Raw genomic sequence first — 779 nt, 5'->3', positions numbered from 1 at the left:
CAGATACGAAGTTGAATCCGGCGTGGATGCCGATCGGAAGGCCAAGTTGCCCCGAAACGAGTTATGCAAATCCGAGCAGGAGTCCGGCGCTCAGGAAATGAAGACCAGCAACGAGTGTCGGGGCTGGATGCGCAATTGCAAAAAGGAGCGCTGACACACTCCAGGCAGTTGCGATCGTTGTCGTTTCAGACACCCACTGCAGGTCCATTCCCTCAACGGCGTTCGTGAGGACGTATCCCCGGAAGACGAGTTCTTCGACTACCGCGATACCGGTGATGATTACGACAGCGAGACTGACATCTCGAAGGAAGATAGCTGTCAAGGTATACCCTGTTCCACCGACGGTTATCCAGCCCCCAGCGACACCAAGTAACACCGATCCTGTGGGAATCGTGCCTCCAATAACGAGCCCTGCAAAGAGGTCGAATATCCACCCACGGTTGGGTTCGAGTCCATACTCCTCAAGGGGCCGCTTGTCGAGGTAAATCGCCGCTCCGATTAGGAGTCCGATTGTGCAGCAAACCAAGAGGACCCGAAGTACAGCGGAGTGAAATAGTCCATCCCCTGGCGGGTCGATGAGGATTGGAAGTGACACGGAGACGATAGCATAGACCGTCATGAACACGTACACGCGAAGAAGCGTCCGTAGTCGCTGCTCTCGCTCGTTCCACGAGAGCAAACGGAGACGGCGGAGATATTCGCGTATGTACGGGCCCACGTGAGTTCGTGTCGTTAGTCGGGCGGGGCGATATTTATGACATTTCCTCGTTAAACCGTCG

At 55.5% G+C, this 779-nt stretch carries 1 protein-coding gene; it reads right to left on the bottom strand.

Annotated features, from left to right (window positions below; all coding sequences use genetic code 11):
* Positions 1 to 61: 61 nt before the first annotated feature.
* A complete protein-coding gene (locus C5B91_RS21160) occupies positions 62 to 631 on the bottom strand; it encodes a type II CAAX prenyl endopeptidase Rce1 family protein (protein ID WP_147374903.1) in 570 nt (189 codons plus the stop codon).
* Positions 632 to 779: the final 148 nt, after the last annotated feature.

The sequence above is a fragment of the Haloferax sp. Atlit-10N genome (assembly GCF_003586325.1).
GTDB classification, from domain to species: Archaea; Halobacteriota; Halobacteria; order Halobacteriales; family Haloferacaceae; genus Haloferax; species Haloferax prahovense.
This window is presented reverse-complemented; position numbering and strand designations above follow the sequence as displayed.